27 protein-coding genes are annotated in these 25090 nt (G+C 38.2%); 11 read left to right on the top strand and 16 right to left on the bottom strand.

The window, feature by feature from the left end; genetic code table 11:
* Positions 1-25: 25 nt before the first annotated feature.
* Positions 26-1123 carry a CapA family protein gene (locus BCL90_RS19050; protein ID WP_121285876.1) on the bottom strand — a complete coding sequence of 366 codons (1098 nt, stop codon included), beginning with the start codon at positions 1121-1123 and terminating at the stop codon, positions 26-28.
* A 99-nt stretch (positions 1124-1222) separates the two neighbouring features.
* Positions 1223-1780 carry a C40 family peptidase gene (locus BCL90_RS19045; protein WP_121285873.1) on the bottom strand — a complete coding sequence of 186 codons (558 nt, stop codon included), beginning with the start codon at positions 1778-1780 and terminating at the stop codon, positions 1223-1225.
* A 495-nt stretch (positions 1781-2275) separates the two neighbouring features.
* Between BCL90_RS19045 and pdhA the strand changes: the two genes are divergently transcribed.
* The 3 genes from pdhA (at position 2276) to BCL90_RS19030 (ending at position 6922) form a co-directional block, all read left to right on the top strand.
* The gene (pdhA, locus tag BCL90_RS19040; protein WP_121285870.1) at positions 2276-3271 is read left to right on the top strand and encodes a pyruvate dehydrogenase (acetyl-transferring) E1 component subunit alpha; all 996 of its coding nucleotides are present in this window, start codon (positions 2276-2278) and stop codon (positions 3269-3271) included.
* 29 nt (positions 3272-3300) lie between these two features.
* The gene (locus tag BCL90_RS19035) at positions 3301-4980 is read left to right on the top strand and encodes a pyruvate dehydrogenase complex dihydrolipoamide acetyltransferase (protein ID WP_121285868.1); all 1680 of its coding nucleotides are present in this window, start codon (positions 3301-3303) and stop codon (positions 4978-4980) included.
* 163 nt (positions 4981-5143) lie between these two features.
* Entirely contained in the window at positions 5144-6922 is a 1779-nt protein-coding gene (locus tag BCL90_RS19030) for a DUF885 domain-containing protein (protein WP_121285865.1), read from the top strand.
* 103 nt (positions 6923-7025) lie between these two features.
* On the opposite strand, the gene BCL90_RS19025 is transcribed toward BCL90_RS19030, so the two are convergent.
* Complete coding sequence (locus BCL90_RS19025; RefSeq protein ID WP_121285862.1) at positions 7026-7406, bottom strand: GxxExxY protein; 381 nt, start codon at positions 7404-7406, stop codon at positions 7026-7028.
* 199 nt (positions 7407-7605) lie between these two features.
* Here BCL90_RS19025 and BCL90_RS19020 point away from each other — a divergent pair, with 199 nt between their 5' ends.
* The 5 genes from BCL90_RS19020 (at position 7606) to BCL90_RS19000 (ending at position 11507) form a co-directional block, all read left to right on the top strand.
* Entirely contained in the window at positions 7606-8157 is a 552-nt protein-coding gene (locus BCL90_RS19020) for a cupin domain-containing protein (RefSeq protein WP_121285860.1), read from the top strand.
* A 68-nt stretch (positions 8158-8225) separates the two neighbouring features.
* Entirely contained in the window at positions 8226-9458 is a 1233-nt protein-coding gene (locus BCL90_RS19015) for a serine hydrolase domain-containing protein (RefSeq protein WP_121285857.1), read from the top strand.
* A 4-nt stretch (positions 9459-9462) separates the two neighbouring features.
* A complete protein-coding gene (locus BCL90_RS19010) occupies positions 9463-10446 on the top strand; it encodes a hypothetical protein (RefSeq protein ID WP_121285854.1) in 984 nt (327 codons plus the stop codon).
* Between the two features lie 23 nt (positions 10447-10469).
* Entirely contained in the window at positions 10470-10775 is a 306-nt protein-coding gene (locus BCL90_RS19005) for a YbaB/EbfC family nucleoid-associated protein (protein WP_121285851.1), read from the top strand.
* A 54-nt stretch (positions 10776-10829) separates the two neighbouring features.
* Positions 10830-11507, top strand: a complete 678-nt coding sequence (locus BCL90_RS19000) for a metal-dependent hydrolase (protein ID WP_121285848.1) — start codon at positions 10830-10832, stop codon at positions 11505-11507.
* Between the two features lie 199 nt (positions 11508-11706).
* Here the strand turns inward: BCL90_RS19000 and BCL90_RS18995 are convergent, their stop codons facing one another.
* The 3 genes from BCL90_RS18995 to BCL90_RS18985 form a co-directional block, all read right to left on the bottom strand.
* Positions 11707-12045: a hypothetical protein gene (locus BCL90_RS18995; RefSeq protein WP_121285845.1), complete on the bottom strand. Its 339-nt coding sequence runs from the start codon at positions 12043-12045 to the stop codon at positions 11707-11709.
* A 154-nt stretch (positions 12046-12199) separates the two neighbouring features.
* Entirely contained in the window at positions 12200-15007 is a 2808-nt protein-coding gene (polA, locus tag BCL90_RS18990; RefSeq protein WP_121285842.1) for a DNA polymerase I, read from the bottom strand.
* 95 nt (positions 15008-15102) lie between these two features.
* The gene (locus BCL90_RS18985; RefSeq protein ID WP_121285840.1) at positions 15103-15801 is read right to left on the bottom strand and encodes a CPBP family glutamic-type intramembrane protease; all 699 of its coding nucleotides are present in this window, start codon (positions 15799-15801) and stop codon (positions 15103-15105) included.
* Between the two features lie 58 nt (positions 15802-15859).
* Here BCL90_RS18985 and BCL90_RS18980 point away from each other — a divergent pair, with 58 nt between their 5' ends.
* Positions 15860-16540, top strand: coding sequence for a hypothetical protein (locus BCL90_RS18980; protein ID WP_121285838.1), 681 nt, complete (start codon positions 15860-15862; stop codon positions 16538-16540).
* 37 nt (positions 16541-16577) lie between these two features.
* Here BCL90_RS18980 and BCL90_RS18975 read toward each other — a convergent pair whose 3' ends face one another.
* The 6 genes from BCL90_RS18975 to trmB are packed head-to-tail and all read right to left on the bottom strand — an operon-like array spanning position 16578 to position 19527.
* Positions 16578-17120 carry a GNAT family N-acetyltransferase gene (locus BCL90_RS18975; protein ID WP_121285835.1) on the bottom strand — a complete coding sequence of 181 codons (543 nt, stop codon included), beginning with the start codon at positions 17118-17120 and terminating at the stop codon, positions 16578-16580.
* Positions 17120-17707: a DNA-3-methyladenine glycosylase I gene (locus BCL90_RS18970; protein ID WP_121285832.1), complete on the bottom strand. Its 588-nt coding sequence runs from the start codon at positions 17705-17707 to the stop codon at positions 17120-17122. The genes BCL90_RS18975 and BCL90_RS18970 overlap by 1 nt, the downstream gene beginning before the upstream one ends.
* 1 nt (position 17708) lies before the next feature.
* The gene (locus BCL90_RS18965) at positions 17709-18071 is read right to left on the bottom strand and encodes a four helix bundle protein (RefSeq protein WP_121285829.1); all 363 of its coding nucleotides are present in this window, start codon (positions 18069-18071) and stop codon (positions 17709-17711) included.
* A gap of 57 nt (positions 18072-18128) precedes the next feature.
* Positions 18129-18482, bottom strand: a complete 354-nt coding sequence (locus tag BCL90_RS18960; RefSeq protein ID WP_025141457.1) for a carboxymuconolactone decarboxylase family protein — start codon at positions 18480-18482, stop codon at positions 18129-18131.
* 59 nt (positions 18483-18541) lie between these two features.
* On the bottom strand, positions 18542-18877 hold the full coding sequence (locus tag BCL90_RS18955) for an MGMT family protein (protein ID WP_121285826.1): 336 nt from the start codon (positions 18875-18877) through the stop codon (positions 18542-18544).
* Entirely contained in the window at positions 18877-19527 is a 651-nt protein-coding gene (gene trmB, locus BCL90_RS18950) for a tRNA (guanosine(46)-N7)-methyltransferase TrmB (protein ID WP_121285823.1), read from the bottom strand. The genes BCL90_RS18955 and trmB overlap by 1 nt, the downstream gene beginning before the upstream one ends.
* Positions 19528-19640: 113 nt before the next feature.
* Between trmB and fcl the strand changes: the two genes are divergently transcribed.
* Together fcl and BCL90_RS18940 are read left to right on the top strand one after the other, a co-directional pair.
* Positions 19641-20567 carry a GDP-L-fucose synthase gene (gene fcl / locus BCL90_RS18945; RefSeq protein ID WP_121285820.1) on the top strand — a complete coding sequence of 309 codons (927 nt, stop codon included), beginning with the start codon at positions 19641-19643 and terminating at the stop codon, positions 20565-20567.
* Between the two features lie 134 nt (positions 20568-20701).
* On the top strand, positions 20702-21634 hold the full coding sequence (locus BCL90_RS18940) for a hydrogen peroxide-inducible genes activator (RefSeq protein WP_121285817.1): 933 nt from the start codon (positions 20702-20704) through the stop codon (positions 21632-21634).
* 274 nt (positions 21635-21908) lie between these two features.
* Here the strand turns inward: BCL90_RS18940 and BCL90_RS18935 are convergent, their stop codons facing one another.
* The 4 genes from BCL90_RS18935 to BCL90_RS18920 all read right to left on the bottom strand — a co-directional run bounded on the left by BCL90_RS18935 (position 21909) and on the right by BCL90_RS18920 (position 24962).
* A complete protein-coding gene (locus tag BCL90_RS18935; RefSeq protein ID WP_121285814.1) occupies positions 21909-22370 on the bottom strand; it encodes a hypothetical protein in 462 nt (153 codons plus the stop codon).
* 98 nt (positions 22371-22468) lie between these two features.
* Complete coding sequence (locus BCL90_RS18930; protein WP_121285811.1) at positions 22469-23077, bottom strand: superoxide dismutase; 609 nt, start codon at positions 23075-23077, stop codon at positions 22469-22471.
* Between the two features lie 718 nt (positions 23078-23795).
* Positions 23796-24263 carry a nucleoside deaminase gene (locus BCL90_RS18925; RefSeq protein WP_121285808.1) on the bottom strand — a complete coding sequence of 156 codons (468 nt, stop codon included), beginning with the start codon at positions 24261-24263 and terminating at the stop codon, positions 23796-23798.
* A gap of 363 nt (positions 24264-24626) precedes the next feature.
* Positions 24627-24962 (bottom strand): tRNA-binding protein, encoded by a 336-nt coding sequence (locus tag BCL90_RS18920; protein WP_121285805.1) that lies wholly within the window; start codon positions 24960-24962, stop codon positions 24627-24629.
* Positions 24963-25090 lie beyond the last annotated feature (128 nt).

The raw sequence follows: 25090 nt of genomic DNA, 5'->3' as shown, positions 1-25090 counted from the left end.
AAATTGAGATTGATGTCGTAGAAAATTAATCTTTTAAACTGATTCTGTTGTCAGCGAACTTCAACTGGTGACCAACGAAATCAATATCTGTCAACTCTTTAATGCGTTTAAAGGCGCTATGGTTATCATCCAGGGTTAAACGGTTGATCTTATCCTGTTTAATTGATACAATATTAGCATAGAGAAAATCACCCTTTGCATTTATTTTTAGTTGAAGCAAGGGAGCAATACCATTATTACCCTTTAAGCTGAACATTCCATAGGTACAAAAATTACCCAAACTGTAGGCAATGAATTTATTTTTATAAACTTCAACTGCCCGGCTTACATGCGGACCATGCCCCAGCACCACGTCGGCACCAGCATCAATAACCGCATGTGCAAAGGCATAAACATTGCCCCTGTTTTCTTTATAAAAAATCTCGTTCTTACGTGGAACATGTTCAAATCTTGCACCCTCACCGCCGCCGTGAAAAGAAACAATCACAATATCAGCCATTAATTTTAAACGGGCCACTAAAGCTTTCGCACTATCAATCTTATTAATCGATACTGTATTCTCATTCGGGGCAAAAGCACAAAACGCATACTTTACGCTATCTTTTTCAAAAACTTCAAAAGGTTTATTTACCTGTCCTGCATAATGGATCTTCAGTGAATCTAAAATTCTTGCTGTATTTTTCCTTCCCTTTGCGTCAAAATCACCAACATGGTTATTGGCGATGCTTAGAACATTAAATCCTGCATCCTTGTATATTCCGGCGTAGCGCTCCGGCATTCTAAAAGCGTAACAGTTGTTCGGATTAATGCCATTACATTTGTTCGAATTGCCCGAATTAAGGAAACAGCCTTCCAGGTTTCCAAATACAATATCGCCTCTTAATAAACTATCAACCGCCTGGAAACTATTTACTGCGTCATCGGGCGGGAGATTGGTTTTGGATGGAAATGCAGAGCCAAGCATAATATCACCAACAGCGGTTATTGATATTGTATCTTTTATTTTCCTGATGACCGTATCTTGTTTTACGATGGGTGTATTAACCTGTGCATTATTACTAGTGCAGCTGATTAAGATAATTATGGTAAAAACTGCTAATATCAAGGTATTAAAAAACTTCATTTTAGATTTTTGATGGATAAAAAAAATCCTCCAAAATTTCTTTAGGAGGATTGTGTATGTTTTTTACTGTCAACCGAAAATGGCCAACTGTTAACTGAATTATTCTACTGTAAATTCTTTCTTAAACGATTCTAAAACGCGGCCACCTTTGTAAAAATAACGGCTGTAATAAGGTTCATTAAGGTTGCTGATGACCACACCACGAGAACTTGATGCATGTGCAAACCTATTATCGCCCAGATAAATACCAACATGTGAAATACTTCTGCTTTTAATTTTAAAGAAAACCAGATCGCCTTCTTTTAAATCTTCTTTTGATAACGGATCTACCATGCTGAAAATATCGCGCGAATTTCTTCTGATGGTGGTGTTGAAAACTTTGTCGTAAATTGCTTTAGTAAAAGCCGAGCAATCAATGCCTCTTTTACTGTTTCCACCATAACTATAAGGAGTTCCGATCCATTCGTATATAAACTTATACAGTTTTAAATTCGAGGTCGCATCTACCGCAACACCCATTACCTGCGAAAAATATTGTGATGCAAGGTTATCGGGATCATTTAATTCTTTACCAGATTCTTTTGTTTTTGTTTGCGCAAATGCGTTGGAGAGCGTGCAGATAGCGATTAGGGTAGAAAACAAAATTTTTTTAATCATGTTATACAGTTATGTTTGGGTATTCACTTACACATTAACGTACACCACATGGGCTTATTGTTGGTTGTCAAAAGTATTGATTATACAAATGTTATCCAAATGTAATGTTATAAAAAGTGAAAGTTATTAACATTTTTGTTTTTTATTCACTGCTTTTGAGTAAAATTTCTGCTCAATATTCAATCTTTTTAAAATGTTTTTCTTTTCGGATATTCCTATTTTGGTTAAACGCGCTTTATTTTTAAATTATGGAAATATGCGCTTATGCAGAATTAAATTTTAGAATAAATTGAATACTTATTATGATAAAGGGCATTGATTTACTTATATGAAATCAGTATTAAATCAGCAGAAGTGTTTGTGGTTTGTATTTAATTGTAAAACAAGTGTTAATTCTGATTTTAGCCCTATAACTATGATGTTTTTACACTTAAAAGTGCCAAAAATTACAATAAAAAAATTAGATTTGCTGTCGCAAAAAACAAATATCCTAAAATGAGTGCAGTAGAAATAAATAAAGATACCTGGTTAAAGTGGTTTGAGTCGATGTTGCTGATGCGCAAATTCGAAGAAAAAACCGGCCAGTTATACGGACAACAAAAAATACGTGGCTTTTGTCATTTATACATTGGACAAGAAGCTGTAGTTGCAGGTGCAATATCTGCGATGCAAAAAGGCGATTCAATGATTACCACTTACCGTGATCACGCCCATGCCTTAGCTTTAGGAGTTAGTGCTGATAGTATTATGGCAGAAATGTACGGTAAGGCTACAGGTTGCTCTAAAGGTAAAGGTGGTTCAATGCACATGTTCAGTAAAGAGCATAACTTCTACGGTGGTCATGCAATTGTTGGTGGTCAGATTCCATTAGGTGCTGGCGTTGCTTTTGCAGAAAAATACAAAGGAACTGATAATGTTAACATTTGTTATATGGGCGATGGTGCTGTGCGCCAGGGTGCATTAAACGAAACTTTTAACATGGCCATGCTTTGGAAATTGCCTGTTATTTTTGTTTGCGAAAACAATGGTTATGCAATGGGTACCTCAGTACAACGTACTACCAACATGACCGATATTTATAAAATAGGTTTAGGTTTCGATATGCCATGTGCACCAGTTGACGGTATGGATCCGGTTGCTGTACACAATGCAATGGACGAAGCAATTCAACGTGCGCGTAAAGGTGAAGGACCTACTTTCTTAGAAATGAGAACTTACCGTTATCGTGGTCACTCCATGTCAGATCCGGCAAAATACCGTACCAAAGAAGAATTAGAAGATTACAAAGCAAAAGATCCGGTTGAGCATGCGAGAGAAACGATCCTTAAAGAGAAGTATGCAGATCAAGCCTGGATTGAAGAGGTAGAAGCTAAAGTAAAAGGAATTGTAGATCAGGCAGTAAAATTTGCTGAAGAATCTCCTTGGCCTGATGCATCCGAACTATACAAAGATGTATATATGCAACAGGACTACCCTTACGTAATGGACTAATATTAATAAGATTCAATTAATTAGATATAATGGCTGATGTAATTAAAATGCCCAAAATGAGCGACACCATGACCGAAGGGGTTTTGGCGAAGTGGCATAAAAAAGTGGGCGATAAAGTGAAAAGCGGCGATGTTTTGGCAGAAGTAGAAACTGACAAAGCAACAATGGATATGGAATCTTATTGGGACGGTGTCCTTTTATACGTAGGTATAGAAGAAGGAACAGCTGTTCCTGTTGATGCGATCATGGCCGTTATTGGTAAAGAAGGCGAAGATTATAAAGCTGCATTAGAAGCAGAACAATCTGGAAGTCAGGAGTCGGCAAGTCCGAAGTCTGAGAGCAAAGATGAAGCTCCTAAAGCTGAAGATAAAAAAGAAGAGTCGGCACCTGCTCAGGGTGGTGGCTTAAGTGAAGAAGAATTAGCAGCAAAAGGTGTTACGGTTATCCGCATGCCTTTATTGAGCGATACCATGACTGAAGGCGTAATTGCCGAATGGCATAAAAAAGTTGGCGATAAGGTTAAGGATGATGATGTTCTTGCTGATGTAGAAACCGATAAGGCTACTATGGAGGTAATGGGCTATGCAACCGGAACTTTATTACACATTGGTGTAGAAAAAGGAGCTGCGGCAAAAGTAAACGGAATTATCGCTATCGTTGGTCCTGAAGGAACTGATGTGAGCGGAATTTTAGCTGGAGGAGCTGAAAGTCCAAAGGCGAAAGACCAAAGCGAAGCACCGAAGGAAGAAAAACAAGCTGCAACTGCTGATTCAAGTTCATCTGCTCCTGTTGCAGAAAGTTCTTCAGATAGCCGCGTTAAAGCATCTCCTTTAGCTAAAAAAATTGCTAAAGATAAAGGGATCGATTTAGCACAGGTTGCAGGTAGTGCAGAAGGTGGTCGTATCATTAAAAAAGATATCGAAAACTTCAAGCCATCAGCTGCTCCAGCTAAAACTGAATCTGCATCAGCTCCGGCTGCTGAGAAAGCTACAGCTGCTGCACCAGTTATCCCTACATTTGTTGGTGAGGTTAAGTACACAGAGCAACCTGTTTCGCAAATGCGTAAAGTAATTGCAAAACGTTTAGCCGAAAGTTTATTTACTGCCCCACATTTTTACCTGACAGTAAGTATCGATATGGACAATGCAATGGCTGCACGTACGGCAATCAACGCAGTTGCTCCTGTTAAAGTTTCTTTCAACGATATCGTAATTAAAGCGGTTGCCGTTGCATTGAAAAAGCACCCGGCTGTTAACTCATCATGGGGTGGCGATAAAATCAGATTTAACGAACATACCAACATTGGTGTAGCTATGGCTGTTGAAGATGGTTTATTGGTACCAGTAGTGCGTTTCGCTGATGGCAAATCTTTATCACACATCTCTGCAGAAGTAAAAGATTTTGGTGGTAAAGCAAAAGCTAAAAAATTACAACCTGCAGATTGGGAAGGTTCTACTTTCACTGTATCTAACTTAGGTATGTTTGGTATTGATGAGTTTACTTCAATTATCAATTCTCCTGACGGTGCAATTTTATCAGTAGGTGCTATACAACAAGTCCCTGTTGTTAAAAACGGCGCTGTTGTCCCTGGTAATGTAATGAAATTGACTTTAGGTTGCGATCACCGTGTGGTTGATGGTGCAACCGGAGCACAATTCTTACAAACCTTAAAAGGTCTATTAGAAGAGCCAATCAGATTATTAGCTTAATGTATTTGTCATCCTGAGCTAGCCTGCACTGAGCAAGTCGAAGTGAAGGATCTCAAACATAAAATTTAAAGCCATTCTTTTAGGATGGCTTTTTTGCGTTTAAGGCTTTTAGTAATTGGCGACTTAATTTCCTATTTTTGATTAGAACCTTAACTCAAAATAAATGAAAAAGATATTTCTTTTTGCTGCCTGCATTACTGCAATGCTTGCCTGTAAGCAAAAAAACAGTTCTGATAATGGCGCAGAAAACAAAACCTTTGCGGCACTTTGCGAACAATATTATCAGGACGGATTAAAAATAAATCCTTTAAGCTCTACTTACATCGGAGATGAACGTTATAACGATCTTTTGGCAAATGACGGATCGCAAGCTTATTTGAAAGAGTTTAAAAGCTACAATCAGCGTTATCTGGATAGTCTGGGTAAATATGACCGCGAAAGCCTTGACGCAAACGATAAATTATCTTATGACTACCTGAAAGATCAACTGGAAATTAATCTGGAAGGATTAAAATACCATTCTGAATACCTCCCATTTAACCAGATGTTTGCGCTACCCTTAACCATCGGCCAATTGGGTTCGGGCACAGGGGCACAACCTTTTAAAACTGTAAAAAATTACGAAGATTGGTTAAAACGGGTTGATGCATTTTCAGTGTGGGCCGATACCGCCATTGGCAATTTTAAAAAAGGGGCCGCCGCCGGAATTGTATTGCCAAAAGCATTGGTGATAAAAATGATTCCTCAAATGCAAAGTATGGTGGCAACCAAACCCGAAGAAAGTTTATTTTACGGACCAATCAAATTAATACCAGCAAGTTTTTCTGCGTCAGATAAACAAAAGTTGACAGAAGCGTACCGCACATCGATTACCAATGTAATTATCCCTACCTATAAAAAATTGGCCGACTATCTAAAGAACGAATATCTGCCGAAAACACGAACTACCTCTGGCTATTCGGCTATGCCCGGCGGATTGGCCTGGTACACTTATCTGGTAAAACAACAAACCACTACTAACAAAACACCAGAAGAAATCTATCAAACAGGCTTAAAAGAAGTCGCCAGGATTAAAGGCCAAATGGATAGCATAAAAAATTTAGTTGGCTTTAAGGGAGATTTAAAAGCTTTTTTCGAATACATGAAAGCGGATAAAAAATTCATGCCTTATAAAACACCACAAGAGGTGCTAGCTGCTTTTGAAAATATCCACCAGCGCATGAAACCCAACTTGAAAAAAATGTTTGAGGTAGAGCCTAAAACACCTTTCGAAATCCGTCAAACAGAAGCTTTCAGGGCTGCATCGGCCAGTGCTGAATATAATCAAGGTTCTGCAGACGGATCACGACCAGGGATCTTTTATGTACCCATTTTAGATGCGAAAAAATTTAACACCACTTCGGGTATGGAATCGCTGTTTCTTCATGAGGCAATTCCAGGCCACCATTACCAGATTTCTTTAACGCAGGAAAATAAATCACTTCCTAATTTCCGCCGTTTTGGTGGACATAATGCTTATGTAGAAGGTTGGGCATTATACTGCGAATCGTTAGGGAAAGAACTGGGCCTATATCAGGATCCATACCAACACATGGGTGCACTGGGCGATGAAATGCACCGGGCCATCCGTTTAGTTGTTGATGTAGCCATTCACACCAAAAACATGAGCAGGGAAGAAGCTATAAAATACATGACAGACAATGAAGCGATTAGTACTGAAGGTGCCACTGCAGAAATTGAACGTTATATGGGCATTCCTGCACAAGCTTTAGGCTACAAAACCGGAGCAATGAAAATAAGGGAATTGAGAAGCAAATATGAGAAGGAATTAGGTCCGAAGTTTAAACTGGCCGCTTTTCATACTGCAGTTTTAAAAGATGGGTCGTTTCCTTTATCTGTTTTTGAAGCTAAGATGGATGCCTGGGCAGAAAGCCAGAAGTAGTTTATATATTTTTGATACTAGAAAGTGTTTCCCGCAGATGCCGCAGAGCACGCAGATAAAGCATTTAAATCTGCGCTGATCTTTTTAAATCTGCGGGAAACATTCAAAAAAGACCATTCACTTTTCTCCATATCGACTGAGATATATCTGATGAATTAAAATTAACAAGCAATCCAAGTCGTAAGCCAGAAAGTTTCAGATAAGTAAGTACCTGCTTATGGTGAACTGGCGCAAGTGTTTCTACTGATTTTACTTCGATAATGACCAGATCGTTTATTAATAAATCTATCCTATAGCCGGCATCAAGGGTTATACCTTCAAAAACAACCGGTAATTTTACCTGTTGCTTAACATCTAAGCCATTTTTGGTTAAAACATAAGTCAGTACCGTTTCGTAAACAGATTCTAATAAACCGGGGCCTAATGCATTGTAAACTGTAAATATTGCACTTCTTATTTGATAGGAGATATCATTCTCATCCATAGTATAAAAATTTAATGGGTATTCTTAAATGAGGATGATTAACTAAAAATATTATAATTCCTGTAATTATCAAAATAATAAATTCAGTCTAGGAAAAAGAGAGCAGCTCTGCGCCTATCTTCTTAAATCTGCGGGAGAAAAACCTGATAAACCTAAACCCTTTTCCAATTCCTTTGTTAATTATTAAACACCCAAAATCATGGACAAAGAAAAACTGATACAAGAAGCTTACTTAGTTGCACATAAAATAGAGGAGAACGGCAATTTCCCTAATAATCCTACTCTACCGTTAATGATTTACAAAGGTACGTTCAGGTTACATCCTGATGATACTGAAGAAGTAATCAAAAAAGTTTTCGCGCAGAATGGTTATACCAATTCTTGGGTTGATGGTATTTTTGATTATCACCATTACCATAGCAATACACATGAGGTAATGGGCGTATTCTGTGGCAAGGCCGATGTACAGTTTGGAGGTGAGCATGGCGTTTGTATAGAACTGGATAAAGGTGACGTAATTATCATCCCTGCAGGTGTAGCACATAAAAAACTGAACTCAAGCGACGACTTTACTGTCGTAGGCGCATATCCAAATGGCTCAGATTACGATATGAAATATGGGAAAGCTGAAGAGCGACCTGAAGCAGATGAAACCATTGCTAAAGTGAAAAATCCAGACAGCGACCCTGTTTATGGAAGTAAAGGACATTTATTTGAATGCTGGTACGGCCAAAATTGCGAAAATGTGTAAAACTCTTTCGTTTTAACCGTCTAAAATTCTTTAATTTTCGGGTTTTAAATATACTACCCTTATTATAAATGAATTTTAGATATATATGTTCAGTATTAGCCCTCTCTGCAACTTTATTAACTGCTTGTTCAAGCAAAAAATCTGAAGAGAAAAAGGCTGCTGAAAAAAAAATCCGCACCAAAGATGACGATAAAGCGGATAGCCTTTTATTGGTTTACAACCCACAAAAAGGCGACAAATGGATTGCCGATTTTGTAGATAATCTACATAAAAAATATGGTTTTAACGGAAATATGCTGGTGGCAAAAGACGGGAAAATCCTTTACGAAAAAGCGATCGGTTGGGCCGATTACCTCCACAGAGATAGTTTGACGATCAACTCAGAGTTTGAATTGGCTTCCATTACCAAAACATTTACCGGCACAGCGATTATGCAATTAGTAGAGGCTGGAAAACTTTCGTTAAACGATAACGTAAAAAAGTTCTATCCTAATTTTCCTTATGAGGGCATTACTGTAAAATTATTGCTTTCTCACCGTAGTGGTATGATGAATTACGTGTACTTTATCGATGATATCTGGCGTAAAGAAAAGCGTAACATGAAAAAGGGGGTAACCAACCAGGAAGTAATGAATGTTATTGCCGAGCGTAAACCTAATCCATACACCAAACCGGATAACCGATTCCATTACAACAACTCAAACTTTATGGTGTTGGGTGCCATTATAGAAAAAGTAACCGGTCAGCGCTATTCGCAGTACATGATGGAACATGTGTTTAAACCGGCAGGATTAAAACATACACACGTATATAGTACAACCGAGTATGAAAAAATTCCGGTTGACGTAGTTGGCCACGACCGCAATAGTTTTAGATATTCTGTTGCACAGAACTTTCTGGATGGACCAGTTGGAGATAAAGGCATTTATAGTACGGTACACGATTTGGTGCTGTTTGATAAATATTTGAAAAATGGAAGATTATTAAGTAAAAAGAGCCTCGATTCTGCCTATACCGGACACAATAAACCTATTAATGGCCACTTCAACTATGGTTATGGTTGGAGAATGTTTGATGGCGAAAAAATGGACAAAGTGGTATACCATACGGGTTGGTGGCATGGTTTCCGCCATATTTATGTAAGAGATCTAAACAAAAATATTGTTATTGTGTTTTTAGGCAACCTGACCAACGGAAGTTTGATGCATCTCGACGATCTGTATAAACACTTCGACATGCCGATTATCCGTAAGGGGGCATACCATGGCAATGGCAGTTTGCCAGGTTCAGACGAAGATTAAATTTATGGCAAAAACAAAATGGATTATCGGACCGGGTACATTAACCATCTATCCTAAAAGAAATTTAAGGATAGTTGGGCTTATATTTTTTGTACTGATTGCGGCCTTTATTTTCTTTTTATCAAAATCGGTACAGGGTTATTCTGCCGGCCTCACTCTTGGGTATTATGGCTTCCTGTTATTAATTCCGTTACTGCTGATTTTTATTGCCGAAACAAAAGTAATTTTTGATGGGAACAGCAGGGTTTTATATAAAAAAATCGCGTTTTTACCGATTGGATCAATCCCTTTTGATGATATCGCCTCAGTAGAGCCATACGAAGTGCTGGGAAGCGGCTTTAATTATAAACTGTTCAAAAAAAGTAACAGACATGGCAGAGGCTTACTTGTTTCTTCCGGTTATAGTAAAGCCACCAATGCCAACCTCATTGCTTTTCAGCAGGAGGTATTACCAAAGATTGATGAGCTTGTATTCGCCAATGCACCAGTAATTCCTAAACAGACCATTTACGATTTTAAGTTTTTCAGAGAAGAAGGTGGTGTTTACCTGTTGCGGGATAATAAGATAGGAAGTTTTATTTTGGGGTTGATTTTTATCGGTGCTACTGTTGCCATATTGTTTAGCCCCGATTTTTTGGCAAACGAAGGATCTATTCAAAAAATACTCATCACCTATTTCCCAGCGGCGATAGGCTTGGCACTTCTTTTTGCAGCAACCTCCAACATCCGCTTTGATAAAAGCCAAAGGAAAATTATCCGTTCTACTTTTGCTGGCCGTTTTAAAAAAGAATACCCATTTGATGACCTGATCCGTTTTCAGGTGATCCGTAAAACAACCAATCTTATTTATTCAGGTACCGAAGTCAGGGCAGAGATTTTTTTGCCTGCCAAAAATAAAACAACCATTTTAAACCTTAAAAGCTTTATAGGCACTAAAAAGATTGAGCGCTTCCTTGATGAGGCCAACACGATTTTAGGCCGGATTTAGTTTCATTACAAAACAAAACGATTATGTTCGATAAATTATTTGCGGCTCAACAAAAAGCCGAGGAAGTTAAAAAGCGTCTGGATACGATCTCGGTGTTTGGCGAAGTTGAAAATGGTGCAATAAAAATCACCGCTACAGCCAATAAATCCATCACCGGAATTTCCATTGATGAGGAGTTTTTGAAAAATGCCGATAAGGAAGAATTGGAAGAACTGTTATTAACTGCAATTAACAAAGCGATGGCAAGTGCCGAACAGGTTAGTGCTGCCGAAATGCAGGCCTCGGCGCAAGATATGCTAGGAGGCTTAGGCGGTATGTTTGGACAATAATATATCGTCAAAATCAATCTTGATACTCAAATCAATCTACTTGATACTAAAACTATGAAATACACCTATTATGGCCAATCTTGTTTCTTACTAGAAGCAGCTGGCAAAAAATTATTGTTCGACCCATTTATATCACATAATCCACTAGCTAAAAATGTAGATATTAAAGCGATTGAAGCTGATTATATTTTAGTGAGCCATGGTCATGGCGACCACGTAGCCGACTTGGTTGAATTGGCTAAACAAACCCAGGCAACCGTTATTGCAATGCCTGAGATTACCGATTGGGCTTCGAAACAAGGCGTGGAAAAAGTACATGGAATGAATTTTGGTAAATTTACTTTCGATTGGGGAACTGTACGCATGGTGCCCGCTACACACTCATCAGGTTTACCAGATGGAAGTTACGGCGGAAATCCTGCTGGTTTTGTACTTGAAGTTGATGGCAAACAGATCTACTTTGCTGGTGATACAGGCCTAACAATTGAAATGAAAGTTTTGGCTGATATTTGCAACTTGGATTATGCCATTTTACCAATCGGCGGGAATTATACCATGGATGTTGATGATGCTTTGGTGGCAACAAAATATTTCGATTGTGACAAGGTGATCGGCGTTCATTACAATACCTTTCCGGTAATTGAAATTGATACCAAAGCTGCTTTGGATAAATTTAAGCGCGAAAACAAAACTTTATTGTTGCCAGAAATTGGTGAAACAATAAGTTTATAGTTTCGGCGAGCCGTCATTTTGACTGAAGTGCAACGGAATGGAGAAATCTATCTCGAGGTAGATCTCTCCGCTACACTGCGTTCCGGTCGAGATGACGATTTTTTTGCAGAGTGCACGCTTAAGGAGTAATCCATGTGGCGTAAAAACAAAAAAGGGCCTCCGATTTTCATTGGAGACCCTTCAAATTATAAACCTGAACCTAATTCTTTTTAGCAGCGGCAGCTTTGTTTGCTTTGTAACGCATATCTGCTGTACCATCTTTTTTAGTTGGACCAGCAACTTTAGTTACTGCTTTTGCTTTATTTTCTTTAAAACGTTTATCTGGTGTACCATCTGCTTTTACTTTAGTAGCTGTAGTAGTGGTTTTAGTCTCTACTTTTTTAGCATCTTGTTTTACACCTGCTTTAACAGGTGCAGTTGTTGTTTTTACTTCTTTTTTGGCAACAGTTTTAGCTTTAGTAGCTGTAGCTGGTGTTTGAGCAAATGCTGTTGTTAAACCAAATGCTGCGATTGCGATTAAACTCAATAACTTTTTCATAATTCTTTGATTTGTTTTTTAGTTGTTATGAAATTTCTTCGTTTCACTCAGAGGTTTCATAACTTTCGATTTTTATTTTACTCGTTTATTTTGTTGATATAAAATTCATAAATCGATATGAAGTTTTAATGAAGATAATAACTATTTTTATTTTTTAATGCGCAGCCAGCCAGTTTTCACCCTCACCAATTTCTACAACAATTGGTACAGTTAATTTAATGGCATTGGCCATTTTATCCTGAATAATTGCTTTCATCACTTCTTTTTCAGACCTTAATACATCAAACACTAACTCATCATGCACCTGCATAGTCATAGTTGATTGCAAATTTTGTGCTTTCATCTCTTTGTGGATATTGATCATAGCAATCTTGATCATATCAGCAGCAGAACCCTGTATAGGCGCGTTAATGGCATTTCGTTCAGCAAAACCCCTTACTATCTGATTGGCCGAGTTAATGTCTCTCAAATAGCGTCTTCTACCCATTATGGTTTCTACAAATCCATTTTCGCGGGCAAAATTCATGGTATCGCTCATGTAACGTTTAATACCAGGATATTGCGCAAAGTATTGTTCAATAATTTCGGCAGCTTCTTTACGTGGAATGCCTAAATTCTGCGATAAACCAAAAGCCGACTGACCGTAAATAATACCAAAGTTAACTGCTTTTGCATTTCTACGCTGCGTTCCATCAACCTCTTCAATACTTACACCATATACTTTAGCTGCTGTTGCCGTATGGATATCGATCCCTTTGCTAAAAGCATCAAGCATATTTTCTTCTTTACTTATTTCGGCAATAATGCGCAATTCTATCTGCGAATAATCGGCCGACAGCAAAATGTGGTTTTCATCTCTTGCAATAAAAGCTTTACGCACTTCCCTGCCACGTTCGGTACGGATCGGGATGTTCTGTAAATTCGGGTTATTGGAGCTTAACCTGCCAGTGGCGGCTACGGCCTGATTGTAAGAAGTGTGTACCCTTCCCGTTTTAGGGTTAACCATTAATGGCAATGCATCAACATAGGTTGATTTAAGTTTCTGTAACTGGCGGAAATCTAAAATATCCTTCACGATATCACTTTTACTCGCTAGCGCCATTAAAACATCTTCTCCGGTTTGGTACTGACCGGTTTTAGTTTTTTTAGCTTTCGGGTCGAGCTGAAGTTTATCAAATAAAACCTCTCCCAATTGTTTCGGCGAAGCCAGGTTAAATTTAATTCCGGCTTTGTCATACACATTCTGTTCGAACTTGATAATTTCAGTTTCAAGTTCTTTAGAATAGGCCTGTAAAGTTTCGATATCAATTCGAACGCCTTCCTTTTCTATGTCTGCCAGTACATAAACCAAAGGATTTTCAATTTCTTCGGCAAGCTTGGCTGCATTTAACTCTTTTAATTTCGGTTCAAAGATGTGTGCTAACTGCAAAGTTACATCGGCATCCTCGGCTGCATAATCTACAACATCTACCACAGGAACATCACGCATGGTGCCCTGGTTTTTGCCTTTCGCCCCAATTAGTTTGGTAATAGAAATCGGAGAATAACCAAGGTAATTCTCTGATAATACATCCATCCCATGGCGGGTATCGGGATCGATTAAATAATGTGCAAGCATGGTATCGAAAAGTTTGCCTTTTACTTCTACGCCATACCATTTTAAAACCAGGATATCGTATTTGGTATTCTGACCGATTTTCTCGATGGCCTCATTTTCCAATATCACCCTAAATTCATCAACAATTAATTGCGCTTCTTCCCTTTCTGCAGGCACTGGGATATAATAACCTGTTCCAGGTTTAATAGAGAATGACAAACCTACTAAATCGGCCATGTTTGCATCAGTGCCAGTAGTTTCGGTATCAAAGGAAATCCGCTTTTCAGCAAGTAACAATTTGATCAGATCAGCACGCTGCTCTGCCGAGTCAATTAGCTGGTAATCATGTTCAGTATTTTCGATGGTTTTGGCTGGAAGTTTTTCTGCAGGTTCTTCTTCCAGTGTGTTGGTATATTGAATGGTTTCGCCCGATTGATTGCCGAATAAATCTGTTTGCGTACCTTCCTGAAAACGCGCTGTAGTTACCGAAAATTCATCACCAAATACCCTGCGCCCTAAAGTCCTGAATTCTAACTCGGTAAATAATGGTTCTAATAAATCGCGGCTCGGATCACAAAGTTCTAAACTGGCCTCATCCAATTCAACGGGAACATCCAACAGAATTGTCGCTAGTTTTTTGGATATTAAACCTTGTTCTGCAAAATTCTCAACGTTTTCGCGTTGTTTTCCTTTTAGCTCATGGGAGTTCGCAATAATGTTCTCCATAGAGCCATATTGCTTGATCAGAGCTTTAGCAGTTTTCTCTCCAATACCCGGGATACCCGGGATATTATCCACGGCATCGCCCCATAAGCCCAGGATATCGATCACCTGCAATACATTTTCGATCTCCCATTTAGTCAATACTTCTTTTACACCCAATATTTCCATATCGTTACCCATGCGGGCAGGTTTGTAAATAAAAATATTTTCAGAAACCAGTTGTGCAAAATCCTTATCAGGGGTCATACAGTAAACCTGATACCCCTTTTGTTCCGCTTTTTTCGCCAGTGTACCAATAATATCATCTGCCTCATACCCATCAGAAGTAATTACGGGGATATTGAAACCGGTAATCAATTTAATTACATAAGGCATTGCAGCAGCCAGATCCTCAGGCATGGCCTGACGGTGTGCTTTATAGGCTTCGAAAGAGGTATGCCTTTCAGTTGGGGCTTCAGTATCAAAAACTACTGCAATGTGTGTCGGTTTTTCTTTCTTCAAAACATCTAATAAGGTATTGGTAAAGCCCATTACTGCCGATGTATTGATACCTGTTGAGGTAAAACGCGGATTTTTACTTAATGCAAAATGCGCCCTGTACATTAGCGCCATACCGTCGAGGAGAAAGAGTTTTTTATTCATGTGATTACACCGATTTTATGATTACACCGACAAATAGATTTATCGGATGATAAAAGTAACAAAAGTTAAAGGTTTAGAAAAGATAAACTCCCAATTTAAGAGAAAAAGACCGTTAATAATAACAGGATAAAATTAAAGAAGCCATGTAATAACATTGAATAACCTAAGCCATATTTGATGCGTATAAAACCAAGCGATATACCTGTAAATGTTTGGGAGATGACAAATAGAATGAAAGCGGGATCGCTTAGTGTTAAACCTTTAATATTGCCCAAGTGTGTTAAACCAAATATGATAGCAGAATAATAAAAGAGATAGCCAAACGATTTCTGTTGAAAAACCAGTCTTTTGCGAATGTCTATTCTTTTAAAATATCCATGAACAATTAATGCCACAAAAAGAAAAAAGATATAAACAGGCCACGTAAGAAAACTGCTCTTTATAAAGTAATTTGATATCAGACCCAAAGTAAAACACACAAAATATATTGAAAGATATTTCTTTCTTAGGTGCCATCTAAATAAAAACTCTTCTAATACCGGAGCAAAAATACAGATCAGAAGCAAGGTCACAGTTAACCCGTACTTTTTCAGGATATCGATTTCCTGAACATATTCTTTAATAACTTTAAAATGCACCAGAATATAATAAATACCCATTATAATACCTGCAAATATTAAATCGAGTAGGAGCAACCATAAGAGATCTCTCCAAAGAGATTTATTATCTTTACTGAGTTTTAGAAGTTTTGGCTTTTTTAAGAAATCCCAAAATGCAGAGAGCGTTTCAATCATTACTGTTTTTGGATATTATTTTTAAATAATTTACGTTGTATCCCGATATTGCTAACTTATGAAGATTTTCAACCTTTTTATTTTATTTTTTTCAATAGCGTTCACCACTTATGCACAGGATTTTATCGTTAAAAATAACGACGATGTAATCCGCGGAACGATAAAAGGAACCGATTATTTTTCGGTGTTTATTAGCGCCAATGATGAGGCTGATGTGATTTTGCCTGCAAAGGATGTGAAAAATTTCTTCTGGAATGGTGATAGTTTTGTGAGCAAGGGATTTGCAAATGGGCGCAATTTCGAATATCGTTTTGTTAAAGTAATCGAAATGGGAACTGTTAACCTTTATTCCTTTGGCGGAGGCACCCTGGTTCCTCAGGTGAAAGAGAAAAAGGTAAAATTCAGGCCTTCAATTGGTATTGGAACAGGCACTGGTGGTTATGGTGGCATGGGTATGGGCGGAGGCATCAGCATCGGCGGCGGACGTAATGCAGCACCTGAAAGACCTGCAGGCGCACCTGTTGTGCGCTACTTTATTGAAAAACCTGGCGCCGGACCTTTACAGGAAGTACCCATGAAAGCGATAACCGAGGACAGCAAAAAGATTGAGGTGAAGAATATTCTGTTGCAGAAAATGGGAGACCAACCTGCCTTAAAAGCTAAGGTAGAAGCCGGAACCGATTTTAATAGCAGAGAGGTAATTGAATGGGTTAAGGAATATAACGCGACAAAGAAATAAAGCCAGGATTTAATAGATTTTAAGATTGCAGGATCGTCTAAATAATATCTTCATGCTTTAGCTTTACATATATGGCTAAACTGATAAGCTTATCATTTTTAATTTCACAGTTCTCCATTGTTTTGTAATAGTCAAAGTCAAGTTTTTGCAGCACTTTTCTGCTATTTTCATTTTCAGTTTCAACCATAGCCTCGATTTTTCTTAAGCCTAATTTCTCAAAGGCATAATTACAAATGGGATTTGCTACTTCTTTAATGATGCCTTTTCCCCAATGTTCGGGCAACAGCCAAAAACCGATTTCAGCCTTTTGATCCGTTTTACTTAAATCATTAAGTCCAATGGCACCTAAGCAAACAAGGCTTTCTTGATCACAAATTGCCCACCAAATACCTGTTTCATTTTTTTGAAGCTCATTGAACCAGATCAATTGTTCATTGGTTTCCTCCAGGCTTGCATAGCACACACCATAATAGCGGATCACATCCGGATGGGATAATCCTTCAAAAACAAATGCTAAATCGTCAGAACAAAATTGCCTCAATAAAAATCTATCCGTGTGTATTGTAGCTGAAGCAAACATTATCTGGCGCAGCAGTTTAACAAGTGGTCGTTCACCATGCCAGTTGCCTGCATATGCGCATAACAGATGGTGGTGCCAAAAAATTTGAACCCACGTTTTTTCATGTCTTTGCTGATCTGATCAGAAAGTTCTGTTCGTGGCGGAACATCACTCATTTTTTCGATGTGATTTTGGATTGGTTTATCGCCCTGACCAAAACTCCACATGTATTTAGAGAAACTGCCAAATTCTTTCTGAATCCCGATAAATAATTTAGCGTTGGTAATGGCACCGTTAACTTTTAAACGGTTACGAATAATGCCTTCGTCATTCATTAACCTTTCTACATCTTTTTCAGTAAAGGCAGCTACTTTGTTAACCTCAAAATTGGCAAAGGCTTTACGGTAGTTTTCCCGTCTTCGAAGGATAGTAATCCAGCTTAAACCTGCCTGCGCACCTTCAAGGATCAGGAATTCAAATAAAATTTCATCATCGTAGACAGGCTTTCCCCATTCTTCATCGTGGTATTTGATGTAAAGTGGATCGGTGCCAGCCCAGGTGCAACGTACTATTGAGTCCAGAGTCTTGAGTCCTGAGTCTTGAGTCATATTATGCGAATTTTGCAGGATGGCTAATCATAAAATTTAATAGTTTGCTTATTTCTTCACATTGAGCATCCAAGTAATTGAATTTTTCTTCAGAGATATAATTACAGGCGAGCGCTACATCTAACCAAACTTGCGTTTCACCATTTTCCATATCTGCATCTGATAGTTTACTAATAAAATGATTAGGGTATCTTCTCTTTTTGTAGGCTTCACCAATACTGCTACATACAGATCTTGAAGATCTACGCATCTGATCTACCAGGCTGTACTGCTCTGATTTAGGGAAATCTTTCGTTAAATTAAAGACGTCCATCAAAAGAGCAAATCCTTTTTTATAAGCGATTAATTCTCTAAACTTTCCCATGTTTTTTTTAAACTAATATAATAATTTGGGAAGAGAAAGAGACTATAGACTTAGGACTTAAGACTCTGGACTAGAACTTAGTTCATCCCAATACTCCACCGCTCTCCTATAATGCGGAATTACGATACTGCCGCCCACAAGATTGGCGATCATAAAAATTTCGTTCATTTCGTCGCTGTTTACACCCGCGTCGAAACATTTGCCTAAATGGTATTTAATGCAGTCATCACAGCGCAAAACCATTGAGGCTACCAGGCCCAACATTTCTTTTGTTTTAACATCCAGGGCACCGTCAGCATAGGAAGTGGTATCTAAAGCGAAAAAACGTTTGATGTTTGTATTCGCCGTTTCCATGATCCTATCGTTCATTTTTTCACGATAACCATTAAATTCTTCTACTAACTTTCCCATGTATAATAATTATTGAATGAATGATTTTTTGAATGAGAGCATGATATTCATTAATTTACTTAGTCAAGGTTGATTTCTTCCAGCGGGTTCCAGAAAACCTTTTTAAAGTTAAGCACCTTATCATTTTTAACTTCAACGCCTTCCTTTCTTAACAACTCTTCCATTAGCTCAGGAGGTTTAAAATGAAACTTTCCGGTAAGCAGGCCACTACAGTTTACTACCCTATGTGCAGGCACTTGAGGATGGGCTGTTCCGGCATAAAGCATGGCATGCCCGACCATTCTTGATGATTTTGCTGCACCCAAACTTTTCGCAATAGCTCCATAAGAAGTAACCTTTCCCTTCGGAATTAAGCGGGCAATCTCATAAACCTGTTCGTAAAAGTTGGTATCCATTATTCAAAAGAAAATTGAATATAATTAATATTCTTATCGTGTAGCAAGTATTTTTTCTCGTAATAGGTTTTGATCGACAATACCTCATCAACCAGATCTGAAGTATATAAATGATCGGTATTTTTTTGTATAGGTAAACTTAATTCTGCAACCTTTTCGCAGGTATAAGCATACAGTTGGTCGTTATCTGTTTTCAAATTAACATGACCACCTGGTTTTAAAACAAGTTTATACCGGTTTAAGAATGCGGGAAAAGTTAAACGTTTTTTCTCACGGCTATCCTGTGGTTGAGGATCAGGAAAGGTAATCCAGATCTCATCAATTTCTCCTTCGTTAAAGTAATCCAACAAATTTTCAATCTGTATCCTTAAAAAAGCCACATTATCGATCCCGTCTTCAATAGCTGTTTTGGCCCCGCGCCAAATGCGGTTACCTTTATAATCAACACCGATGAAATTCTTATCCGGAAACAACCTTGCCAGATTTACCGAATATTCGCCTTTTCCACATGCCAATTCGAGCACAATGGGGTTCGCATTTTTAAAATGTGCTGAAGCCCAGTTTCCCTTTAAAGCTTTTCCTTGTTCTAATTGATATACGTTTGCAAATGTTTCGATTTCTGCAAAACGCCTAAGTTTATCTTTACCCAAAAGTTTTTTTTCTGCAAAAATACAATTAAATCAATAATCGAAGTTTCTTTTGCCATAAAGATTAATGGCAATCTTGTTTAGGAATCGTATTTTTGCAGCTTATAAAAATTACCGTGGAAAAAAACGCTAAAATATATGTTGCAGGTCATCGTGGAATGGTGGGTTCGGCCATTTACCGTAAACTACAAAAAGAAGGTTACGAAAATATCATCACCAAAACTTCAGATGAACTGGATCTGCGCAACCAGCAGGCCGTTACCGATTTCTTTGCGAATGAAAAGCCAGATTATGTGTTTCTTGCTGCGGCAAAGGTTGGCGGCATTGTAGCCAATAATACATATAGGGCCGATTTTCTCTACGAAAATTTAGCCATACAAAATAACGTGATCCATAATGCTTATGTAACCGGCGTTAAAAAATTAATGTTCCTGGGGTCGAGCTGCATTTACCCTAAAATGGCTCCACAACCTTTAAAAGAAGATTATCTTTTAACCGGAACTTTAGAACACACCAACGAACCTTATGCCATTGCAAAAATTGCAGGGATCAAAATGTGCGATGCCTACCGCGATCAGTATGGCTGCAATTTCATCTCAGTGATGCCAACAAATTTATATGGCTTTAATGACAACTATCATCCTCAAAATTCGCATGTTTTACCAGCTTTGATCCGTAAGGTACATGAGGCAAAAGCGAACAACGAAAAGGAAATTGTTGTTTGGGGGTCCGGATCGCCTATGCGCGAATTTTTGTTTGCAGACGACCTGGCAGATGCCTGTTATTTCCTGATGCAAAACTATAACGAACCGCACTTGATTAACGTGGGTACCGGACAAGATTTAACCATTAAAGACCTTGCTTTATTAATCAAAGATGTACTGGGTTTTGAAGGCGAATTAGTATTCGATGCCACTAAGCCGGATGGAACACCACGCAAGTTGATGGACGTAAGCAAACTGCATAACCTGGGCTGGAAACATAAAATTGAGCTTAAAGAAGGTATTGCCCTGGCTTATCAGGATTTCGAAAGCAGATATTAAGAAATGACTGAATGAGAGAGTTGAATGACAGAATGTTTTAATCCACCCCATTCAATCAATCACTAATTCTCTCAGTCATTAATTTTATATAGTTAAAATTTATATCTTTGATAAGATAAATAAATTTTAACTATATGACTTTAGTTCAACTAGAATATATCGTTGCTGTAGATACTTACAGAAGTTTTGTTACCGCTGCTGATAAATGTTTTGTAACGCAACCGACCTTAAGTATGCAGGTGCAAAAACTAGAGGAACTGATCAGCGTTAAAATTTTCGACAGGAGCAAACAACCCGTAAGTCCGACCGAAATTGGCGCCCAGATTATTGCGCAAGCCAGAATTATTTTACAGGAAAGTGGAAAAATAAAAGAACTGATCAGCAGTCAGCAGCAGGATGTTTTAGGAGAATTAAGAATAGGCGTAATCCCAACTGTTGCACCATACCTGCTTCCAGAAGTGATTTCGGCCATGCTGGATAAGTATCCTGAATTAAAACTTTTAATCTGGGAATACACCACCGAAGACATTATTCATCACCTAAAAACAGGAGTACTCGATTGTGGTATTTTAGCCACCCCACTTACCGACCCGAACATTACCGAAATTCCATTATATTACGAAAACTTTGTAAGCTACATCAGCAAAAACAGCAAACTCTATAGAAAGAAGGCCGTTGATGCTGAAGATCTGAACGAAGAAAACATCTGGCTCTTAAACGAAGGCCATTGTATGCGTAATCAGGTATTAAACATTTGCCGCTCCACAAAAAACAACAGGTTACAAGGGTTGGAGTATAATACAGGTAGTGTAGAAACCCTGGTGCGTATGGTTGATTTAAATGGAGGTGCAACACTATTGCCCGAGCTTGCTATAACAGAATTAAATGCAAAGCAGATCAATAAGGTTCGTCATTTTAAATCGCCTGAACCTGTACGCGAGATCAGTCTGGTTACACATAAAAACTTCATTAAAAAACGGATGCTTAATGCTTTAAAAGATGAAATATTAGAAATTATCCCAAAAGCAATGAAGCAAAAAAAGAAAAAAGATGTTGTTGGGATTTAGACTTTCTTGCGAAGTTTAAATGGGCAGTGCGCAGGAAAAACTTCGCAAGTCTAACCCACGCAATCGTCATGCTGAATTCATTTCAGCATCTTTACCGCTGCATAGACCCTGAAATAAATTACCTTCGGTGAGCTCGCTTAAGGCTCGGTTTACTTCGTAGCTTTTCGCTTCGCTACAGGTCAGGGGTGACGACTATTGATTAAATAGGACCTAAGATGATCTCTGGCATTTGTTAATGACTTAACCGATTACCAAAGCTAGTTTGAAAAAAATACTACTGATTTTGTTTTTCTACCGGAGGTGCAGACAGCAAGCCTTTAATATCACTCTCCACTTCTTCCTCTTCGCCTTTTTTCTTTTTCTTGTTTTTAGCTTTTAAGCCTTTGCCGCTTAAACGCTCCTCTATGATTTTATCATATTCGGTTTGCTGCTCTGGTCTTAAAACATTGCGGATATTCTTCGAGGTCTCATTCTGCAATTTATAGAATTTATCTACATCCTCTTCGCGTGAGTTGCCTGCCTGTTGTCTTTTAATTAAATCAGCCTGTTCTTTCGCCTGGTTATAGGTAAAGCTGTAGATTACGCTTTTTTGCGTTCCATTTAGTTTTAACCTTTTGTCAAGATCCTCTACATTCTTTTTTGCAATTTCTGAAGGAGTAGGCACTTTATTTTGCTGCGCACTTACCAATCCATTTACACCAATTACAATTAAGAATAAAATTACAAGCCTTTTCATTTCGAATATTTTATATCTGCGAAGTTACTTAATTATCTTAAAACAAGGAAGTCCCGATTTGCACCGGGACTTCTTTTAAATTTTATGGAAGATTTAGCTTACAAAGCTTTTTTGTAAAGTTCAGCAACTGCATCCCAGTTTACTACATTCCAAATTGCCGCTAAATAATCAGGGCGTTTGTTTTGGTATTTTAAGTAATATGCGTGTTCCCAAACATCAATACCTAAAATTGGTGTACCTTTTACCTCAGCAACATCCATTAAAGGATTGTCTTGGTTTGGAGTAGAAGAAACCTGAAGTTTTTTATCAGCACCTACCGATAACCAGGCCCAACCAGAACCGAAGCGGGTAGCACCAGCTTCTTGTAATTTAGTTTTAAGATCAGCAAAAGAACCAAAAGTTTCGTTAATTGCTTTAGCTAAATCGCCAGTTGGCTCGCCACCTTTATTTGGACCTAAGATATTCCAGAATAATGAGTGGTTATAATGACCACCACCATTATTTCTAACAGCAGCAGGGAATTTTGAAATGTTTTTTACAATTTCCTCGATGCTAGAGCTCGCTTCAGGTTTACCTTCTAACGCTTTGTTTAAGTTGGTAACGTAAGCTTGATGGTGTTTATCATGGTGGATTTCCATGGTAGTTTTATCAATATGCGGTTCTAATGCATCGGTTGCGTAATGTAACGCAGGTAATTCAAAAGCCATAATGTTTATGTTTTAAGATTTAAAAATGTTTCTTGTAGCAAATATAACATTAGAACGTTAAGATTTGTTCATGTTATTATCATCAAATCGTTTTCCGGGTTAATGTTGTAATGTTGAATGTTTTAATATTGGAAGGTTTTTAGAAAAAACTACCATCATCCCGCTTTGCAATCAGGGTGCATGAGAAGGCGGATTGTATCACCATTTATATCTTAAATGTGTTACAAATGCTGTTCTTATAAGAGGCCGTCTCATAAAATTGTAGTTCAATTGATTTGTCACGTTGCCTGTCGAAACGCCTAGTAAGACATCTAAAACAGGCCCTTCGACAAGCTACCATTGACGTTATTTTATAAATTATTATTAATCAGCGTTTTAACTATTCTTGCATTTCCATCCAGCTAGGCCATAGCACGGGATCGCCGTTCTACTTAAATCCGGCCTAACAAATTTTTCGGGCTGCACTGTTCTGGCTGCAGAAGTGCCTTCAAAAGAAAAATTTTCAGCCGGCATTTTTTGTTTCTTTTTGATGCCAAAAAGAAAGAGCCCTTCGGCGGCGGTGAGCCGAGGCAAGACTGCGCCGTAGGACAAGAGAAAACAATTCTACGTCACTAATATTGATTTTACAATAAATTATCCCTCAGGATGACAATTCTACATTTATGAGACAGCCTACAATTAGGCCATGAACTATAGTATTACCGAACATCAACTCAATCTACCTCTTTTTCGCAAAAAATCCCTTCATTAATGTTCCACACTCCTCAGCCATTACGCCGCCTTTTAACACGGTTTTAGGATGGAGCAGATTTGTATTTTTGGAGATGAATCCTCTTTTTTCTTCTCTGGCACCATACACAATGCGTCCAATCTGCGTCCAGTAACTCGCCCCGGCACACATTACACAAGGTTCGATGGTTACATATAAGGTACAATCCCTTAAATATTTCCCTCCAATGGTTTGTGCCGCTGAGGTAAAGGCCTGCATTTCTGCATGTGCCGTTACATCATTAAAACGTTCGGTTAAATTATAGCCCCGGCCAATAATCCTGTTTTTACTTACCACTATAGCACCTATCGGAATTTCATCATCAGCTAAAGCTTTTTTTGCTTCTTCCAAAGCCAGTTTCATGTAATGGATGTCTTCTTCCTCCGGATCGGTATTTTCGAAATTGTAAAAACTCATGTGGCAAATATAGGGTAACACTTCCGAAGTTTAATAAAGCAATGCGCAGGGAAATTTCAGAAGTGTTATAGGTTTTGGAGCGCAATTACTTGCTAATCGGTTACTTCAGTCCTGCTTTCCATTTCAAGTCCGCACTCGTACCTCGTTTGCGGGCTTTCCACTCAATCAGGGCTATTTGGTGAGGCCTGTGCTTAATAAGAGAACTTCGCGGTATAAATAGATACTCTATTCTCCCACAGATTGCCGCAGATAAACATCGCAGATTTATATTATTAAAATGATCTGTGTTTCTTATCCTTTTAAATCTGCGGGAAATGCCTCAAAGTTTACATGGCCAAGGCTAAGGCAAACTTCGGAAGTCGGCTAAATCAGCTTACTTCCATTAGGAACCTTACTTTGCACCGTAGTTAATACGATATCGCCGTTTTCATCGGCAAAACCGGTAACTAAAAATTCTGACATGAATTTGCCGATCTGTTTTTTGGGAAAGTTAACCACCGCAACAATTTGTTTTCCAGGTAATTCTTCCAATGTATAATGTTTGGTAATCTGTGCACTACTCATTTTAATGCCAAATTCGCCAAAATCTACTTTAACTTTATATGCTGGTCTTCGCGCTTCAGGAAATTCGAAAACCTCTAAAATGGTTCCGACCCTTAATTCTACTTTTTCGAAATCGCCCCATGTAATCTGTTCCATAAACAATCAAATGTATTAATTGTAAAAATATAAATTATTAAATAATTCGCCATTAGCTCCAAAATAAAGATTAAAACAATTCAAATTATTGCATTTAATTCAAACGATTTTATAAAAAATTTGCGTTT

Origin of the sequence: Pedobacter alluvionis (assembly GCF_003664035.1) — a bacterium.
Lineage (GTDB): Bacteria > Bacteroidota > Bacteroidia > Sphingobacteriales > Sphingobacteriaceae > Pedobacter > Pedobacter alluvionis.
The sequence above is the reverse complement of the archived record's forward strand: the minus strand, read 5'-3'. Positions and strand labels throughout refer to the sequence as shown.

Coding starts and splice junctions, on each gene's coding strand:
- BCL90_RS19050 (WP_121285876.1), bottom strand. CDS start 1,123: ATGAAGTTTTTTAATACCTTGATATTAGCAGTTTTTACCATAATTATC.
- BCL90_RS19045 (WP_121285873.1), bottom strand. CDS start 1,780: ATGATTAAAAAAATTTTGTTTTCTACCCTAATCGCTATCTGCACGCTC.
- pdhA (WP_121285870.1), top strand. CDS start 2,276: ATGAGTGCAGTAGAAATAAATAAAGATACCTGGTTAAAGTGGTTTGAG.
- BCL90_RS19035 (WP_121285868.1), top strand. CDS start 3,301: ATGGCTGATGTAATTAAAATGCCCAAAATGAGCGACACCATGACCGAA.
- BCL90_RS19030 (WP_121285865.1), top strand. CDS start 5,144: ATGAAAAAGATATTTCTTTTTGCTGCCTGCATTACTGCAATGCTTGCC.
- BCL90_RS19025 (WP_121285862.1), bottom strand. CDS start 7,406: ATGGATGAGAATGATATCTCCTATCAAATAAGAAGTGCAATATTTACA.
- BCL90_RS19020 (WP_121285860.1), top strand. CDS start 7,606: ATGGACAAAGAAAAACTGATACAAGAAGCTTACTTAGTTGCACATAAA.
- BCL90_RS19015 (WP_121285857.1), top strand. CDS start 8,226: ATGAATTTTAGATATATATGTTCAGTATTAGCCCTCTCTGCAACTTTA.
- BCL90_RS19010 (WP_121285854.1), top strand. CDS start 9,463: ATGGCAAAAACAAAATGGATTATCGGACCGGGTACATTAACCATCTAT.
- BCL90_RS19005 (WP_121285851.1), top strand. CDS start 10,470: ATGTTCGATAAATTATTTGCGGCTCAACAAAAAGCCGAGGAAGTTAAA.
- BCL90_RS19000 (WP_121285848.1), top strand. CDS start 10,830: ATGAAATACACCTATTATGGCCAATCTTGTTTCTTACTAGAAGCAGCT.
- BCL90_RS18995 (WP_121285845.1), bottom strand. CDS start 12,045: ATGAAAAAGTTATTGAGTTTAATCGCAATCGCAGCATTTGGTTTAACA.
- polA (WP_121285842.1), bottom strand. CDS start 15,007: ATGAATAAAAAACTCTTTCTCCTCGACGGTATGGCGCTAATGTACAGG.
- BCL90_RS18985 (WP_121285840.1), bottom strand. CDS start 15,801: ATGATTGAAACGCTCTCTGCATTTTGGGATTTCTTAAAAAAGCCAAAA.
- BCL90_RS18980 (WP_121285838.1), top strand. CDS start 15,860: ATGAAGATTTTCAACCTTTTTATTTTATTTTTTTCAATAGCGTTCACC.
- BCL90_RS18975 (WP_121285835.1), bottom strand. CDS start 17,120: ATGTTTGCTTCAGCTACAATACACACGGATAGATTTTTATTGAGGCAA.
- BCL90_RS18970 (WP_121285832.1), bottom strand. CDS start 17,707: ATGACTCAAGACTCAGGACTCAAGACTCTGGACTCAATAGTACGTTGC.
- BCL90_RS18965 (WP_121285829.1), bottom strand. CDS start 18,071: ATGGGAAAGTTTAGAGAATTAATCGCTTATAAAAAAGGATTTGCTCTT.
- BCL90_RS18960 (WP_025141457.1), bottom strand. CDS start 18,482: ATGGGAAAGTTAGTAGAAGAATTTAATGGTTATCGTGAAAAAATGAAC.
- BCL90_RS18955 (WP_121285826.1), bottom strand. CDS start 18,877: ATGGATACCAACTTTTACGAACAGGTTTATGAGATTGCCCGCTTAATT.
- BCL90_RS18940 (WP_121285817.1), top strand. CDS start 20,702: ATGACTTTAGTTCAACTAGAATATATCGTTGCTGTAGATACTTACAGA.
- BCL90_RS18935 (WP_121285814.1), bottom strand. CDS start 22,370: ATGAAAAGGCTTGTAATTTTATTCTTAATTGTAATTGGTGTAAATGGA.
- BCL90_RS18930 (WP_121285811.1), bottom strand. CDS start 23,077: ATGGCTTTTGAATTACCTGCGTTACATTACGCAACCGATGCATTAGAA.
- BCL90_RS18925 (WP_121285808.1), bottom strand. CDS start 24,263: ATGAGTTTTTACAATTTCGAAAATACCGATCCGGAGGAAGAAGACATC.
- BCL90_RS18920 (WP_121285805.1), bottom strand. CDS start 24,962: ATGGAACAGATTACATGGGGCGATTTCGAAAAAGTAGAATTAAGGGTC.